Origin of the sequence: Cohnella fermenti, from assembly GCF_004801405.1 — a bacterium.
Classification (GTDB): Bacteria; Bacillota; Bacilli; order Paenibacillales; family Paenibacillaceae; genus Cohnella; species Cohnella fermenti.
Genome location: NZ_SSOB01000020.1, coordinates 1 through 14,251, shown reverse-complemented (window position 1 = coordinate 14,251; position 14,251 = coordinate 1). Strand labels below are relative to the sequence as shown.

Genomic DNA, 14,251 nt, shown 5'->3' with positions numbered 1-14,251 from the left:
CTTGTCAACTGTGCACCGATGATCGGTTCCTTGCCGCCGAGTGGCGATTCTCCGGATAGTCGAGGCCCAGATTGCCGCGTAGCGTATCCGATTCGTACGCGGTTCGATAGATGCCCCGTTCTTGAAGAATCGGAATGACGTGCTTATTGAACTCATGCAGACCTTCCGGTACGAGATGCGCGCTCAGCACGAAGCCGTCGACAATTCCGCTCTCCCACAGCGACTGAATCCGGTCCGCCACCTGCAGCGGCGTGCCGACGAAGTCCCCCTTCGGAGAAGCGACGCGCAGCGCCAACTGGCGGAGCGTCAACTTCTCTTCCTTGGCCATCTGCAGATACAGCTCGGCCGTCGACTTGAAGCTGTCCTTGCCGATGTCGCCAAGATCCGGAAGCGGCTCGTCAAGCGGGAACTGGCCGAAGTCGAAGAAGCTGAAGAAGCGGCGGAGCACCTGGAGCGCCGCGTCGATATCGATCCATTCAAGCGTCTGCTGGTATTTGTCATTCGCTTCTTCCTGCGTAGCTCCGACGATCGGCGTTATCTGCGGGAAGATGAGAATGTCCTCCCTCTTGCGCCCGTAGGCTTCCGCCCGGCGCTTCAGATCGAGGTGGAACTCGGTAGCCCGCTTCACATCGCTGTGGCGGGAGTAGATCGCATCGGCCACCCGGGCCGCCATGTCCTTCCCTTCCTCCGAGCCTCCCGCCTGGAAGATGACCGGACGCCCCTGAGGCGAACGCTCCATGTTCAGAGGCCCCTGAACCTTGAAGAACTCGCCGACATGATCGAGCGTGTGCATCTTGTCGAGGTCCGCATACTGGCCGGTCTCCTTGTTGCGGACGAACGCGTCGTCCTCCCAGGAATCCCACAATCCCCTGACGACGTCGAGATATTCGTTGGCGATTCGGTAACGAAGAGAATGATCATGAATCTTGTCGTGGCTATGATTGCGCCCCAGACCTTCAAGTGCGGAAGTGACCGCGTTCCAGCCCGCGCGCCCTCCGCTCAGCTTGTCGAGCGAAGCGAGCTGCCGCGCCGTCGTGAACGGCTCGCTGAACGACGTGGAGAATGTGCCGACAAGTCCGACATTCTTCGTGACGGCGGCAAGCGCCGACAGCACGGTGGCAGGCTCGAAGCGGCTGAGGAAGTAAGGGATCGAATCCTTCGTAATATAGGCGGAATCCGCGTTGAACAGGAAGTCGTAGAGCCCTTCTTCCGCCGCTGCGGCGACCTTCTTGTAGCCTTCAAAGTTAACCGCCGCATCCGCCGGCACCGAAGGATGCCTCCAGCCGTTCGGTCCCGAGAATGCGCTGAGGAACGTGCCCAGCTTAAGCTGGCGTCTTCCGTGTGTCATCGCCATCGTCCCCTTCCTTATTTAAGAATCCATTCGTTGATATCGAAGTCTTGGGCGGCCAGCTTCTCTTCCACCAGGAACGTCTTCGTTCCCGTAATGCGCGCGATTCCTTCATCCGTGAAGTTCGTCGGCGAGATATCGTCGATCGGATACAGCACCTTGATCGCTTCGATGTCTTGGCCCAGATTGTCGGAGAGGAACTGGTAATACTCGTCCTGATGCGCCTTCAGATCTTCCAGCGACTTCTCCCGCGCCGCGTTCCAGGCTTGCGCGATCTCGGGGAACTTCTCCAGGTAGCTGTCCGTGACGATCGTCGCGTTGGTCGCCAGCAGATCCGGATGGTCGTAGGCATTGTCGATAACCTTGTAACCGCCGCCCTTCAAAAGCTTGTAGACGAGGGCATCCGTAGCCGCCACCGCGTCGACATCGCCCTTCGCCAGCGCGGCCAGGGAATCCGCCGTATTGGAGCCGATGCTGATCTGCTTCACTCCCTGCACATTCTGCTCCTTCAAGACGCCTACGAGATAACGGTGCATGATCGAACCCTTGACGACCGCGACGGTCTTGCCGGCAAGCTCGGCCACCGTCTGAGGGCCGTCATCCTTCACAATGATCAAGCTGTTGGAGGAGACGATCGGCAAGCCGATCAGATGCGTCTTCGCTCCCGCCGCGCGATTGAGAATCGGCGGCGCGTCGCCGGAGAAGCCGATGTCCACGCGTCCGCTCAGCACCGCTTCGTTCAGATCGGGGCCGACCTTGAACGGGATGATATTGACCTTCTTCACGCCGTATGGGGCGAGCTCCTCTTGGAAAATCCCTTTATAAATCCCCCACGATTCCGCTCCTGCCGTGTAAGGCGTGCTTCCGACAAAGCCGAAGTTCAACTCCTCGGGAGCGTTCGTCGTTGCCGGAGCGGCGGATGCCGGTTCGCTCGCGGACGGAGAAGGGGCGACGGCGGATGCGGACGGAGACGCGGCGGAATTGCCGTTATTGCTGCCGCATGCCTGCAGTACGAGAGCCAGCAGCGCGAACGCGCCGGCCTGCAATAAGAATCGGGACAATCGACGATGAGAATGGATGAATGTCAACATGAATGTGCCTCCCAGTAAATAAACCTGTTTTGTATGATTTAAGTTTGCAATCAGCCTTTAAAATTATCGCGCCACCCAAGCAATCGTCTCTCCAGATAACGGACGAACGAATCCACCAGCTTGCCGGCTGTTGCGAAGAGAATAATGCCTACGAATATATAATCGATGCGCGAATTGTATTGTCCGAAGTAGATCAAGTAGCCGATTCCCGACTTCGAATTGATCATCTCGGCCACGACGACGCTAAGCCAGGCCACCGCCAAGGACAGCCGAACACCGAGAAGGATGCTCGGAACCGAGGATGGAACAATAAGCTTCGCAATCTGGCTGAACCGGCTGTACGCCAACACCTGCGATACCTCGACAAGCTTGTTGTCCACGTTGCGAATCCCGAGCACGGTGTTCACGTAGATCGGAAAATAAGCGCCGACCGCGATAATGAGCACTTTCGACGTCTCCCCGAAGCCGAACCACAAGATGAACAACGGAGCGATCGCCAGGCTCGGCGTCATTCGCAGCAATTGGAACAGCGGGTCGATCATCATCTCCGTGCGGCGGGAGAAGCCGGACAGCAGGCCGAAGATCAGCCCGAGCGTGCCGCCGATCGCGAAGCCGCACACCACTCTCCACAAGCTGATCCCGATGTCCCGGAACAGCTCTCCCGATCTCGCCAGCTCTCCTATCGCCGAAGCGATGTCCGTCGGCGACGAGAAGAAGTTCGCGTCCAGCCTCCCCGTCTCGTACAGCATCTGCCACAGCACGAGGAATACGATTGGAATCGCCGCGCCGACCGCGATATCGTTTATCGTCAGCCTGCGCCTGCGGCGTGTCCCCTTCTTCCCGGCGACAGCCGATTGAGCGGGAAGAGCCGCTTCGACTCTATCACTCAACCGAATCACCTCCTTCCATCTAGTAAGCCGCTTTTCTGCGTTGCTGCCTTTTTATCCCCGATATGTGTCGTTCCATCTCAGCGCCCGCCGTTCGATCCCTCTCACGAGCGAATCCGACAGCTTGCCTATAACGGCGAATATCGCAATTCCGACGAAGACGACTGACGTCCTGCCCAGCATCCGGGCATCCATCATCAGATAACCGATCCCTTCGGTGGAACCGAGCAGCTCCGCTACGGCGAGACTTAACCAGGCAACGCCGAGAGACAACCGAATGCCGAGGAAGATGTTGGGCAAGGCGGAGGGGAGCGCCATCAAGAACGACCGCTTGAAGAATCCGAAGCCAAGTACCCGCGACACCTCATGCAGCTTGTTGTCCGCATTGCGAATGCCAAGGAACGTGTTGATGTAGAGCGGGAAGAACGCCCCCTTGGCGATGAGCAGCACCTTCGACGTCTCTCCGATGCCGAACCACAGGATGAACAGAGCCGTAACCGCAAGATGAGGAATCATGCGAATCATTTGGAGCGACGGATCGATCGCCCGCTCGAGCTGGCGGAACAATCCGACCAACAGCCCCGCCAGCGCCCCCAGTCCTCCTCCAAGAAGGAATCCCCACAGCGCCCGAACCAAGCTGATGCGAAGGTTCGTCCACAGCTCGCCCGAGACGAGCATGGAATGGAAGTCCTCATAGATTCTCGACGGCGTCGGGAACAACAGGGGAGAGATCATCCCTCTCGCACCGAGAATCTGCCATGTCGCAAGAAGCAGCACAGGAATAATAAGTCCGTAGAGCAAAGGCTTGACGGCCACGACCCGCATACTCATCTGCCGGACACCTCCCTCATATCCCCGCTCCCGCTTCGCCCCAGCTCAGCTCGTCGATTCGCTCGAACTCGTTCAGCACTCTCATGCGGAAGTCCTGGAACGCGGCGCTCGCCTTCTTGCGCGGGTAAGGCAGATCGACGCCGATCTTGGCGCGGATCTCGCCGGGCCTCGGCTTCAGAATAACGATCCGGCTGCCGAGGAACACCGCTTCGTCGATATCGTGCGTGACGAAGATCATCGTCGTGCCGTTGCGCCTCCAGATGTCGAGCAGCACCTCCTGCATGTGCGCCCTCGTGAAGGCGTCCAGCGCGCCGAACGGTTCGTCCAGCAGCAGAATGCGGGGATTGCGCAGCAGCGCCCTCGCGATCGACACGCGTTGCGCCATGCCGCCGGACAGCTCCTTCGGGTACGCCTTCTCGAAGCCGTTAAGCCGCACCAGCTCGATCAGTTCGCCGACCCTGCGCTTCACCTCCGGATTTCTCAGCGACAGGTCCGCCGCGATGTTCTTCTCGACCGTCAACCAAGGGAACAAGCGCGGCTCTTGGAAAATAAACCCTTTGTCGATGCCCGGTCCCGAGATCGCTCGGCCGTCCAGCGTCGCTTGGCCTTCGTAGCCGACGTCCAGTCCGGCGACGATGCGCAGCAGCGTGCTTTTGCCGCAGCCGCTCGGGCCGATGACCGTGACGAATTCTCCTTCTTGCACGTCCAGCTCGATATGGTGCAGCGCTTGAACGGTTTTGCTGTCGGTTCGGAAGCTCTTCGACAGCTCGCGAATCTCCAATAATGCGGCACCCATGGTGAACACTCCTCTCCGCCTGTCATGGTTCGGAGCCGAATGGGACATGCCCCCTCCGCCGACCGCAGTCGCTCGGGCTCGCTTAGGCTCGTTCCGGCCCGCTTAGGCTCGTTTGAGCTCGGTCGAGCCTGTTCGGGCTTGTTCCGGCCTGCTCGGGCTCGTTCGAGCTTGTTCCGGCCTGCCGGCAAGGGTGCCTCCGTCTGTACGGTCAGCAAACTCCAATCAAGCGGCAATCAAATCTCATTCGACATTAAACCAAGTTATCAGGTATGAATTCTAGATATATCTTGAGTGTACAATAGCACCCGTCCAGATCGATGTCAATCCATTATTTCGCAAGAGAAAGCTTATATTTACGAGGCTCGCGGAGAGAACCAGGCTGCGGAAATCCTGTGATTTCCATTTTCCAACTCAAGTTTATTCCGACTCTGTTAGTGTGTATTAGGCGTTTGCAATTCCTCCGGAATGGGGTAGTTGAAGCCGGGGGCAAGGGGAGGAAGGTTCGGATGGAAGTGACGAGGCGGGGGCGATCGGGGCTGGCTGGAAGTGTCCAGGCTGCGGCTGGGCTGCATGAGCTGCGGGGTTGTCGGACGGGGAACGCATCCATCCGTGCATCCGTGGACGCTGGACGAGGAGACGAGGAGGCCGTTCAATCGGCCAAGCTCCCAATGAATGTGAAAAACCACATTCATCCCGGGCAAAACGTGGCCTTCTGAGCGAATTTATGTTAAATTTCACATAAATACCGCCCCTCCCGTACCGCTCCCATCCAATGAATGTGAAAAACCGCATAAAAACGTTATTTTCGGCGATATACGAGGCTGCGAATGCGAAAAACCACATAAAACCGGAGTTTGTCGACACCCGAACGCTTCCATGGACGGGAAGCCGGGCTGCGGAAAAGTGCGGCGGCGGGTGTGCGGGCGGGGCGAGTGTGCGGGGCGGAATGTGCGGTACGAGATGCCATACTTCGGCGGAAAGCCGAAATTGCGAGTCAATGTGCGGTACGGGATGCCATACTTCGGCGGGAAGCCGAAACTGTGAGCCAATGTGTGGTACGGGATGCCATACTTCGGCGGAAAGCCGAGATTGCGAACCAATGTGCGGTACGAGATGCCATACTTCGGCGGAAAGCCGAGACTGCGAGTCAATGTGCGGTACGGGATGCCGTACTTCGGCGGAAAGCCGAGACTGCGAGCCAATGTGCGGTACGGAGTGCCACACTTCGGCGGAAAGCCGAGACTGCGAGTCAATGTGCGGTACGAGATGCCATACTTCGGCGGAAAGCCGAGACTGCGAGCCAATGTGTGGTACGGGATGCCATACTTCGACGGGAAGTCGAAACTGCGAGCCAATGTGCGGTACGGGATGCCGTACTTCGGCGGGAAGCCGGGACTGCGAGCCAATGTGCGGTACGAGATGCCATACTTCGGCGGAAAGCCGAGACTGCGAACCAATGTGCGGTACGAGATGCCATACATAGGCAAAAACCCCCCTCGACGTTCGAGGGGGCCGCGGTCAGAGGCACGCTTATACGTGCCCCTTCTCCTTATGACGCTTCTTTATGACTTGACGCTTCTTTATGTCGCTCCTTATGACGCTTCGCCGCGATCCGCCTATCGGGCCGCTTTTGCCGCTTATTTCGAAGCGATAAACTCCGCATACTTCTCCGAGCTGATCAGTCCCGCCACCGCGTCCGCCGCATCGCCCTGCACCTCGACTTCGACGATCCAGCCTTCTCCGTAGGGCTCTTCGTTCACCTTCTCCGGCGCATCGATCAATGCCTCGTTCACCTTGACGACCGTGCCGCTTACCGGGCTGAACAGGTCCGATACCGTCTTGACGGATTCGATCGTGCCCATCGTCTCGTTCGCCTCAAGCGACGTTCCCACCTCCGGCAACTCCACGAACACGATGTCGCCAAGCTGGCTCTGCGCGAAGTCCGTGATGCCGATGCGCACGACATTCGCCCCCTGCGCCTCCGCCCACTCGTGCTCTTCCGTGTAACCCAATCCCGCTTTAACTTCGCTCATCTCGTCAACATCCTCTCAGATCATCGTAATGATTATGGGCCAAACTCGATCTCTCTATGCAGAAATAGACAGCGAACCGGCTCGCGCCAAGTCCTCTGTCCCGGGTACCTGAGAGTTTATACGGTCTTCCGGTCTTCGCAAGACTCGTCATCCGCTATATTCGGTTAATGCATCGCTGCAACGTGCTTAGATTAATCCACAATCGGACACCATGTCAAGGCGGCGGCCAAAAAACGTTGGAAAAAAATATATTTTTGCGCATTTTGTCATTGACACTCCCTCCCCCTCTCGTGTAAGAATATACAGTGATAATAGAATACAGCGGATGATGGCAGCGGGAGAGATCGCCCACAAGCAACACGGAGGCGACGCCGAAGGAGCAACCCCTCGCAAGGCGAGGCGAATCTCTCAGGCAAAAGGACCTTTGCCGGACGCAACTCTGGAGAGCATTCCGCTTGGCGCGAAGCCAACGGCGGAATCACCCACGGGGAAACTTACATCCGTCTGGATCTAAGGTAACTCTCAGGTACAAAGGACAGAGCAAAGAGAAGACGCGAGATCAGCTTCGGCTGCGGACGCGCTTTCTTTTTGCGACTGTCCTTTTTGGCGTACACTTCATGTTGACGTACAATTCCCCCGAGGAGGAGACACCTAGGATGACCGCTTCGATCGATTCGAACGATTTGACCCAATCCAGCAACGAACTCAAGCGAACACCGCTCTACCCTCACTACGCGCAGCTTCCCGGCGTCCGCTGCATCGACTTCGGCGGCTGGGACCTTCCGGTGCAATTCTCCGGCATTCAGAAGGAGCACGACGCGGTGCGCCGGCAAGCCGGACTGTTCGACGTCTCGCACATGGGCGAATTTCTGGTGACGGGACGCTCCGCCGAGAGCTTCCTGAACCGGATGACGACGAACGACGTGACCAAGCTGGTCGACGGACAGGCGCAATATACGCTCCTGTGCTACCCGGACGGGGGCGTCGTCGACGATCTGCTCGTGTACCGCATCTCCGCGGACCGCTACCTGGTCGTCGTGAACGCGTCCAACATCGACAAGGACTTCGCATGGCTGCAACAGCATCTGGATGGGGACGTCCTCTTGGAAAATGTCTCCGACAATTATGCCTTGCTCGCGCTGCAAGGCCCCCGGGCGGTCGAGATTCTGCGTGCGTTAGGCGCGGGCGATGAGGTGCTGGAGCTGCCGTCGTACCGCTTCAAGACCGACGTTGCGGTGGCGGGTGCGAATGTCATCGTCTCCCGCACCGGTTATACCGGCGAAGACGGCTTCGAGCTCTATGTCCCGGCCGGGCAAGCCGGCGATGTCTGGAATGCGCTGCTCGCGGCGGGTGAGCCGTTCGGCCTGCTTCCGGCCGGACTCGGCGCGCGCGACACGCTGCGCTTCGAAGCCCGCCTGCCGCTGTACGGCCAGGAGCTGTCGAGCACGATCACTCCGCTCGAAGCGGGGGTCGGCTTCTTCGTTAAGCTGAACAAGGACGACTTCATCGGCAAGGACGCGCTCGTCAAGCAGAAGGAAGAGGGGCTGCCGCGCAAGCTGGTCGGCATCGAGATGATCGATCGCGGCATCCCGCGCTCCCACTATCCGGTCTACGCCGGAGACGTGCAGATCGGCGAAGTGACGACGGGGACGCAATCCCCGACGCTGAAGCGCAACCTCGGGCTTGCGCTGATCGACGCCGCCCATTCCGCTCTCGGCACCGTAGTGGACGTCGAGATTCGCGGCAAGCGGCTGAAAGCCGAAGTGATCAAGTCCCCATTCTACAAGAGACTTCCGAAGGAGTGAATCCCGCGCATGGCTACTAATCTGCACCGCTACATTCCGATGACCGAGCAAGACCAGGCCGAGATGCTGGCAACGATCGGCGTATCGTCCACGGAGGACCTGTTCCGCGACATTCCCGAAGCCATTCGCTACAAGGGCACGATGCCGATGTCGTCCGCGCTCGACGAGTTCTCTCTGCTTGAGCACATGAAGGAGCTGGCCGGCCGCAACGCCGACACCGATCGCTACAAGAGCTTCCTCGGAGCCGGCATCTACGATCACCATCTTCCGGTCGTCATTAACCATATGATTTCCCGTTCGGAGTTTTATACCGCCTATACCCCGTACCAGCCGGAGATCAGCCAGGGCGAGCTGCAGGCGATCTTCGAATTCCAATCGTACATCTGCGAGCTGACCGGCATGAAGGTCGCCAACGCGAGCATGTACGACGGCGTCACGGCGATGTCCGAAGCCGGCGCCCTCGCCGCAGGCGCGACGAGGCGCAAGCAGCTTGTCGTCTCCCGCGCCGTCCATCCGGAGGCACGCGAAGCGCTCCGCACGATGGCGCACGGCCTTAATCTCGAGATCGTCGAGATCGGCTGCACCGGCGGCGTGACCGACCTCGACGCCCTGCGCGCTGCGGTCACGACCCTTACTGCCGCCGTGCTCGTGCAGTCGCCGAACTTCTTCGGCGCGGTCGAGGACATCGCCGCCATCGAGCCGATCATCCACGGCGCGAAGGGCCTGCTCGTCGTCAGCGCCAACCCGATGGCGCTCGGCCTGCTCGAGACGCCGGGCAAGCTCGGCGCCGACATCTGCGTCGGCGATGCGCAGCCGCTCGGCATCTCGCAATCGCTCGGCGGCCCGACCTGCGGCTTCTTCGCCGTCGCCGAGCCGCTTATGCGCCGGATGCCCGGCCGGATCGTCGGCCAGACGACCGACCAGGACGGCAAGCGCGGCTTCGTGCTGACGCTGCAAGCCCGCGAGCAGCACATTCGCCGCGAGAAGGCGACGTCGAACATCTGCTCCAACCAGGCGCTGCTCGCCCTGTGCGCCTCGATCTATCTCTCGACGATGGGCAAGCAAGGCCTCATCGACGCCGCCACTCTGAACCTGCAGAAGGCTCACTACGCGGCGAACACGCTGAAGGCTCAAGGCTTCGAGCTTCCGTTCGGCGCTCCGTTCTTCAACGAATTCGTCGTGAAGCTGCCGGAAGGCGCCTCCGTCAAGGAGACGAACCTTAAGCTGCTCGAAGCCGGCTACCTCGGCGGCTACGACCTGGGCATCGCATATCCCGAGCTTAAGGGCCATATGCTGATCGCCGTCACCGAGAAGCGCACGCGCACCGAGATCGACAGCTTCGCAAGCAGATTGGGGGAAGTGGTAGCATGACCACGCTGAACGAGAACACGACGATGACAAGCGCCGCAGATCAAACGGAGACGGCCGTTGCCGCCGCTTCGACCGCAGGCGGATTCCAGAACGTATCGACCAAGCCGGAGAAGTCGCTGATCTTCGAGCTGAGCAAGCCGGGCCGCGTCGCCTACTCGCTGCCGCCGCTCGACGTGCCGGAGGTGCCGGTGTCCGAGCTGATCCCGGCCTCCATGCTGCGCGCGACGCCGGCTGGGCTGCCGGAAGTGTACGAGGTGGACGTCGTCCGCCACTACACCGAGCTGTCCCGCCGCAACTTCGGCGTCGACAACGGCTTCTACCCGCTCGGGTCGTGTACGATGAAGTACAACCCGAAGATCAACGAAGACACGGCGCGCTTCGCCGGCTTCGCGAAGATCCACCCTTACCAGCCGGAGGAGAGCATCCAGGGCGCGCTCGAGCTGCTTCACACGCTGCAGCACGACCTCGCCGCCCTGACCGGCATGGATCAAGTGACGCTGCAGCCAGCCGCAGGCGCACACGGTGAATGGACCGGCCTCATGATGATCCGCGCCTACCACGAGAGCCACGGCGAATCCCGCACGAAGGTCATCGTGCCCGACTCCTCGCACGGAACGAACCCGGCGAGCGCAACCGTCGCCGGCTTCGAGACGGTCACGATCAAGTCCAACGAGCGCGGCATGGTCGACCTGGACGCCCTGCGCGCGGCCGTCGGCGCCGACACCGCGGCGCTGATGCTGACGAACCCGAGCACGCTCGGCCTGTTCGAGGAGCAGATCGTCGAGATCGCCCAGATTGTCCACGATGCGGGCGGCCTGCTGTACTACGACGGCGCGAACTCCAACGCCATCATGGGCATCACCCGCCCGGGCGACATGGGCTTCGACGTCGTTCACCTCAACCTGCACAAAACAATGAGCACGCCGCACGGCGGCGGCGGCCCCGGCGCCGGCCCGGTCGGCGTCAAGGCCAAGCTGATGCCGTTCCTGCCGAAGCCGCTCGTCGCCCGCCGCGAGGACGGATCGTACTTCTTCGATTACGACATCCCGCAATCGATCGGCCGCGTGAAGGCGTACTACGGCAACTTCGGCATCCTCGTCCGCGCGTACACGTACATCCGGACCTACGGGCCGGATGGGCTGCGCCGCGTCTCCGAATGCGCCGTGCTGAACGCCAACTACATGATGGCCCGCCTCGCGCCGCACTACGAGATCCCGTACCCGGGCGTATGCAAGCACGAGTTCGTCATGTCGGGCCGCGGCCTTAAGGCCTTCGGCGTCCGCACGCTCGACGTCGCGAAGCGGCTGCTCGACTTCGGCTACCACCCGCCGACCATCTACTTCCCGCTTAACGTCGAGGAGTGCATCATGATCGAGCCGACCGAGACCGAGAGCAAGGAGACGCTCGACGGCTTCATCGACACGATGATCCGCATCGCCGAAGAAGCGCGCACGACCCCGGACATCGTCCTGAACGCGCCGTACGACACCGTCGTCCGCCGCCTCGACGAGACGACCGCCGCCCGCAAGCCGGTGCTCAACTGCGCTTGCAGCTAATCGCTTGCTCGAAGAACCGTCAGGGAAGTCGCCTGACGGTTCTTTTTCGGTTTGCGGGACCTCTCCGCCCCCTCTCCCCTGCGTTTGCCTTGCGATTTCCCGCCATCTTCCCCGCCCTGCGCTCCACTTCTCCCCCGGTCCGGCGCGCGGTGCGGCGGCTTTGGCGTTTTATATGATTTTTCACATTTATCGGCCGGAATTTGTGGGAATCGAGGCGTTTCATGTGATTTTTCGCATCCATCCAGCACCTTGAGCCGGAAATTCCTCCATGTATACTATTTTTCACATATAATCGTTCAATCCACCCGGTATCGAGCCGCGCCAATGTGAATTTTCACATAAATCCCGGGCATCCATCGTCGGCGCCTCCTCCCCAACACTGCAAAAAGAAAAGCCCCATCGCAAACGCGAAAGGAGCCTTCAGGATCGCTGCCGCTAAGGAGCGAAATTTTGCAGCTTGATGTAATACGTCAGCTCGTCGTTCATCGCTTCGGGGCTTCGTGCGAAGCCTTCCTCGTACCACTGAATAAGCAAGCCCATAATTGCGTTCGCCTGGTATGAGATCATCATGGTGGGGTCGCGCTCCAGTCGGACGTGCTCCTTCAACGTGTCGCTCATCAGCCGCTTTATTTTCTCCAGGAGGGAGTAATAATAGGACAGCGGCGAGTTGCGGTCGAAGACGATCTCGTAGAACTTCTGGTACTTCTTCACATGGTGGAAAATCCGGATCGTCGTCGGATCAAGCTGGCGAGGAAGATCGAGAGTTCCGTGGCGATAAGGCTCCATATAGGAGTCCTCGAGGTCGCGCAGCAGCGAGCCCAGGTGCTCGTCGAACACCGCTCCGACATCCTTGTAATGCAAGTAAAACGTCCCTCTCGTAATCGTCGCCTTGGCGCACAGGGCCGAGACCGAGATCGCCTCGAGCGGCTTGGCCTTGAGCAGCGACAGAAGCGCCTCGTGCAGCGCCCTCTTCGTCTTGATAACTCTAAGATCGTTCTCGTTCAACTCACTGTTCTCCTCAAATCCGTTTGCGTTTAATGAACGTTTTGTCCACAAACTGTCCGATAAAAATGAATATGAAGAGTATATTATCACGATGTTGGCAAATTGTATAGTCGGTGGATGCTCCATGAGAAAAGGCAACAAGCGACGGTGCGCCTGCTGCCTCTGAGGTTGCGTTTGGGAACCGGATCAGAACGCCGCCGTCCAGCCCGCGTCCGCCGTGACGATGGCGCCGTTCACGAAGCTCGACTCGTCGGAGCCGAGGAACAGCGCCACTTGGGCGATCTCCTCCGGAGTGCCGACGCGCGGCATGATGCTCGCCGTCAGTTGCGTGCGGGAAGCGCCGAACGGATTGAAGTTCGCGATGCCGACGCTGGACGTGATGTTCGTCGCCGTGCCTCCCGGAGCGATCGCGTTGCAGCGGATGCCCTGCTGGGCGTACATGAACGCCGTATTCTTCGTCAGGCCGACGACCGCATGCTTGGAAGCGACATAAGCCGCGCCCGCATGAGCGCCGCTGAAGCCGCCGGTGGAAGCGGTGTTGACGATAACTCCCTTGCCCTTCTCGAGGAAAATCGGAATCGCCTTGCGGATCGCGCGCATGACGCCCTTCGTGTTCACGTCGAAGATGAGGTCCCAGCGAGCGTCGTCCACATCGCCTACCGCCGCCATGTTGTCCATGATGCCGGCGTTGTTGACGAGAATATCGAGCGTGCCGTATTCGCTAACCGCCGTATCGATCATCGCATTGACATCGTCGAGATTGCCTACGTTCGTCTTGATCGCTACCGCCGTTCCGCCGTTTGCTTTGATCCCTTCCACGACGGCTTGCACGCCCTCCAGGTTCAAGTCGGTCGCAACGACCTTCGCGCCTTCCTTCGCATAAAGTTCCGCAATTGCCTTGCCCATGCCCGACGCCGCTCCGGTAACGATCGCTACTTTGCCTTCCAAACGCATGATGTATCCCTCCACACGGAATTTTATTAGACAATTGTACGATTAAATTATAAATCGCAGGTGCCCGCTTGTCAATTTGGCAGGCCGAAGACTTCTCGCGGGATATCTTTCCCTCTCTTCGCCTCCCCCGCAGCCCCCTCGCATCTTCCGGCTTCTTCATGTATCTTCGCGCACCTTCACGCAACTCCGCACATCTTCCGGCTTCTCCACGCATTTCCGCGCACCTTCACGCATCGCTGTCCGCTCCCTTGGCCCCCTTTGCCCCCTCTGGCCCGAACACTTTTTGCGATTTTATGCGATTTTTCACATTCGTCCGCTTAGATTGGAGGCAATCGCGGCGTTTTATGTGGTTTTTCGCATATATACGGCACCTCGGGCCAGAATTTTCTCCATGTATGCTATTTTTCACATAGAATGGCCCAAACCACCCATCATTAAGCTGCGCGAATGGTCGAGTAGGTAGGGCCTCTCCTTTCGAGGATTGTGCCCGTCCCCCTCACAGATCCGTACGTGCGGAATTCCCGCATACGGCTCTTCGACGCATCTTTCACAGAATGGTTATTTGTAGATATCG

Annotated in this window: 12 protein-coding genes and 2 riboswitches; of the genes, 3 read left to right on the top strand and 9 right to left on the bottom strand. The window is 59.5% G+C overall.

Annotated features, from left to right (window positions below; translation table 11 throughout):
- Nucleotides 1–4: 4 nt before the first annotated feature.
- The 7 genes from E6C55_RS16485 to gcvH form a co-directional block, all read right to left on the bottom strand.
- Nucleotides 5–1,348, bottom strand: a complete 1,344-nt coding sequence (locus E6C55_RS16485) for an LLM class flavin-dependent oxidoreductase (RefSeq protein ID WP_136370912.1) — start codon at nucleotides 1,346–1,348, stop codon at nucleotides 5–7.
- A 17-nt stretch (nucleotides 1,349–1,365) separates the two neighbouring features.
- Entirely contained in the window at nucleotides 1,366–2,439 is a 1,074-nt protein-coding gene (locus tag E6C55_RS16480; RefSeq protein WP_136370911.1) for an ABC transporter substrate-binding protein, read from the bottom strand.
- Between the two features lie 50 nt (nucleotides 2,440–2,489).
- The gene (locus E6C55_RS16475; RefSeq protein WP_330999629.1) at nucleotides 2,490–3,338 is read right to left on the bottom strand and encodes an ABC transporter permease; all 849 of its coding nucleotides are present in this window, start codon (nucleotides 3,336–3,338) and stop codon (nucleotides 2,490–2,492) included.
- A gap of 42 nt (nucleotides 3,339–3,380) precedes the next feature.
- Nucleotides 3,381–4,157, bottom strand: coding sequence for an ABC transporter permease (locus E6C55_RS16470; RefSeq protein WP_136370910.1), 777 nt, complete (start codon nucleotides 4,155–4,157; stop codon nucleotides 3,381–3,383).
- 16 nt (nucleotides 4,158–4,173) lie between these two features.
- Nucleotides 4,174–4,953 carry an ABC transporter ATP-binding protein gene (locus tag E6C55_RS16465; protein WP_136370909.1) on the bottom strand — a complete coding sequence of 260 codons (780 nt, stop codon included), beginning with the start codon at nucleotides 4,951–4,953 and terminating at the stop codon, nucleotides 4,174–4,176.
- A gap of 734 nt (nucleotides 4,954–5,687) precedes the next feature.
- Nucleotides 5,688–6,434, bottom strand: a complete 747-nt coding sequence (locus E6C55_RS16460) for a hypothetical protein (protein ID WP_136370908.1) — start codon at nucleotides 6,432–6,434, stop codon at nucleotides 5,688–5,690.
- A gap of 156 nt (nucleotides 6,435–6,590) precedes the next feature.
- Nucleotides 6,591–6,986, bottom strand: coding sequence for a glycine cleavage system protein GcvH (gene gcvH / locus E6C55_RS16455; protein ID WP_136370907.1), 396 nt, complete (start codon nucleotides 6,984–6,986; stop codon nucleotides 6,591–6,593).
- A gap of 325 nt (nucleotides 6,987–7,311) precedes the next feature.
- Nucleotides 7,312–7,420, top strand: a riboswitch (glycine riboswitch).
- A gap of 3 nt (nucleotides 7,421–7,423) precedes the next feature.
- Nucleotides 7,424–7,527: riboswitch (glycine riboswitch) on the top strand.
- 115 nt (nucleotides 7,528–7,642) lie between these two features.
- Here gcvH and gcvT point away from each other — a divergent pair.
- The 3 genes from gcvT to gcvPB are packed head-to-tail and all read left to right on the top strand — an operon-like array spanning nucleotide 7,643 to nucleotide 11,718.
- A complete protein-coding gene (gene gcvT / locus E6C55_RS16450; protein WP_136370906.1) occupies nucleotides 7,643–8,791 on the top strand; it encodes a glycine cleavage system aminomethyltransferase GcvT in 1,149 nt (382 codons plus the stop codon).
- A gap of 9 nt (nucleotides 8,792–8,800) precedes the next feature.
- Entirely contained in the window at nucleotides 8,801–10,162 is a 1,362-nt protein-coding gene (gene gcvPA / locus E6C55_RS16445) for an aminomethyl-transferring glycine dehydrogenase subunit GcvPA (protein ID WP_136370905.1), read from the top strand.
- Nucleotides 10,159–11,718 (top strand): aminomethyl-transferring glycine dehydrogenase subunit GcvPB, encoded by a 1,560-nt coding sequence (gcvPB, locus tag E6C55_RS16440; RefSeq protein WP_230986712.1) that lies wholly within the window; start codon nucleotides 10,159–10,161, stop codon nucleotides 11,716–11,718. Before gcvPA ends, gcvPB begins: the two co-directional genes overlap by 4 nt.
- Nucleotides 11,719–12,153: 435 nt before the next feature.
- On the opposite strand, the gene E6C55_RS16435 is transcribed toward gcvPB, so the two are convergent.
- Nucleotides 12,154–12,723: a TetR/AcrR family transcriptional regulator gene (locus E6C55_RS16435; protein ID WP_211093594.1), complete on the bottom strand. Its 570-nt coding sequence runs from the start codon at nucleotides 12,721–12,723 to the stop codon at nucleotides 12,154–12,156.
- Between the two features lie 186 nt (nucleotides 12,724–12,909).
- Complete coding sequence (locus E6C55_RS16430) at nucleotides 12,910–13,677, bottom strand: SDR family oxidoreductase (protein ID WP_136370903.1); 768 nt, start codon at nucleotides 13,675–13,677, stop codon at nucleotides 12,910–12,912.
- Between the last annotated feature and the right edge of the window lie 574 nt (nucleotides 13,678–14,251).

Bases quoted from the DNA above. Each gene is read 5' to 3' on its own strand.
- E6C55_RS16485 (WP_136370912.1), bottom strand. From the start codon at position 1,348: ATGACACACGGAAGACGCCAGCTTAAGCTGGGCACGTTCCTCAGCGCA.
- E6C55_RS16480 (WP_136370911.1), bottom strand. From the start codon at position 2,439: ATGTTGACATTCATCCATTCTCATCGTCGATTGTCCCGATTCTTATTG.
- E6C55_RS16470 (WP_136370910.1), bottom strand. From the start codon at position 4,157: ATGAGTATGCGGGTCGTGGCCGTCAAGCCTTTGCTCTACGGACTTATT.
- E6C55_RS16465 (WP_136370909.1), bottom strand. From the start codon at position 4,953: ATGGGTGCCGCATTATTGGAGATTCGCGAGCTGTCGAAGAGCTTCCGA.
- E6C55_RS16460 (WP_136370908.1), bottom strand. From the start codon at position 6,434: ATGTATGGCATCTCGTACCGCACATTGGTTCGCAGTCTCGGCTTTCCG.
- gcvH (WP_136370907.1), bottom strand. From the start codon at position 6,986: ATGAGCGAAGTTAAAGCGGGATTGGGTTACACGGAAGAGCACGAGTGG.
- gcvT (WP_136370906.1), top strand. From the start codon at position 7,643: ATGACCGCTTCGATCGATTCGAACGATTTGACCCAATCCAGCAACGAA.
- gcvPA (WP_136370905.1), top strand. From the start codon at position 8,801: ATGGCTACTAATCTGCACCGCTACATTCCGATGACCGAGCAAGACCAG.
- gcvPB (WP_230986712.1), top strand. From the start codon at position 10,159: ATGACCACGCTGAACGAGAACACGACGATGACAAGCGCCGCAGATCAA.
- E6C55_RS16430 (WP_136370903.1), bottom strand. From the start codon at position 13,677: ATGCGTTTGGAAGGCAAAGTAGCGATCGTTACCGGAGCGGCGTCGGGC.